1 pseudogene is annotated in these 1,571 nt (G+C 67.9%); it reads left to right on the forward strand.

Annotated elements, in window-relative coordinates:
- Nucleotides 1-2 precede the first annotated feature (2 nt).
- Nucleotides 3-1,453, forward strand: a pseudogene (locus HCC78_RS32480) (IS3 family transposase); the annotation flags it as partial.
- Between the last annotated feature and the right edge of the window lie 118 nt (nucleotides 1,454-1,571).

Here is a 1,571-nt window from a genome sequence, read left to right on the forward strand (position 1 = left end):
GGATCTCGCGGGCAACGCTCGCCAAGTGGCGCGCGGAGGCGCGGGCGAAGGGCAAGCTGCTGCCCGAGGCTGACGCGCATGTCGAAGGCTGGACGTCGGGCGACAAGCTTGCCGCGGTGATCGAGGCGGCGGCGCTGAACGAGGCGGAGCTGGGCGACTACTGCCGCCGCCGCGGGATATTCCCCGAGCAGATCGCGATCTGGCGGGAGGCCTGCGAGATGGCGAATGACTGGGACCGCGCAGCTTCGGCGCGGATTGCCCGCGAAACGAAGGATGACCGGAAGCGGATCCAGCAGCTCGAGCGCGAGCTGATGCGCAAGGAGAAGGCGCTCGCGGAAGCCGCGGCGCTGCTGGTCCTGAGAAAAAAGGCGGCGGCGATCTGGGGCCCTGCGGACGGAGAGGACGAATGACCTCTGCTCCCGATCGCCGGAAGATTGCCGGGTTCGTCGACGAGGCGATGGCCGCGGGCGCGTGCCGTTCTGCCGCCTGCGGCGAGCTCGGCCTGCATCCGCAGACTCTGGCCCGATGGCGTGACCCGGAGGGCGGCATCCGCGAAGACAAGCGTCCGATGGCGCCCCGGCCGGTACCTGCCAACAAGCTCAGCGACGAGGAGCGCGCCCGCATCGTCACCACCTGCGCCTTGCCCGAGTTCGCCAGCCTTCCGCCCAGCCAGATCGTGCCCATGCTGGCCGACGGGGGCACCTATATCGCGTCGGAATCCAGCTTTTACAGGGTCTTGCGTGACCATGGCCAGAACCATCGCCGCGGTCGCGCGCGCGCACCGGTCCGTCGAAAAGCGCCGAGCAGCTTCGAGGCCAAGGGACCCTGCCAGGTGTGGACCTGGGATATCACCTGGCTGCCCGGACCGGTCGCGGGCAAGTTCTTCTACCTCTACATCATCACCGACATCTGGAGCCGCAAGATCACCGGCTGGGAAGTCCACGAGCGCGAGACGTCGGAGAATGCCGCGGGTCTTCTACAGCGCGCGGTCTGGGCGGAGAAATGCCTGGCCAACCCGCTGGTTTTGCACGCTGATAATGGAAGTCCCATGAAAGGCGCGACGATGAAGGCGACGATGGAGCGGCTCGGCATCACGGCCTCATTCAGCCGGCCCCGCGTCTCCAACGACAACCCTTTCTCCGAGGCGCTGTTCCGCACCTGCAAGTACCGCCCCGGCTGGCCGCCGCGCGGCTTTGCCAGCATCGAGGCCGCGCGGACCTGGGTCCAGGGCTTCGTCACCTGGTACAACCACGAGCACCGCCACAGCGCGATCCGCTTCGTGACGCCCGAGCAGCGCCATCGCGGCGAGGAGCGGTCTCTTCTGGAGAAACGCAGCCGGGTCTACGAGCTGGCCCGCGCGGCGCGGCCCGAGCGCTGGTCAGGCAGCACGCGTTGCTGGAAGCCGATCGGATCGGTCTGGCTCAATCCCGAACGGCCCGACGAGATGCCGCGAGGCAATGGGACCGCCGACGCGCTCCCCAGGGAAGCAGTCGGCGGCGGTCCCATGGCCGCGTCAGGAGAGTGCGCAGCCTGAAAATAGACACCGGTGACAACAACCTTGAAAACCACCG

This window comes from Mangrovicoccus sp. HB161399 (genome assembly GCF_013184745.1).
Lineage (GTDB): Bacteria > Pseudomonadota > Alphaproteobacteria > Rhodobacterales > Rhodobacteraceae > Mangrovicoccus.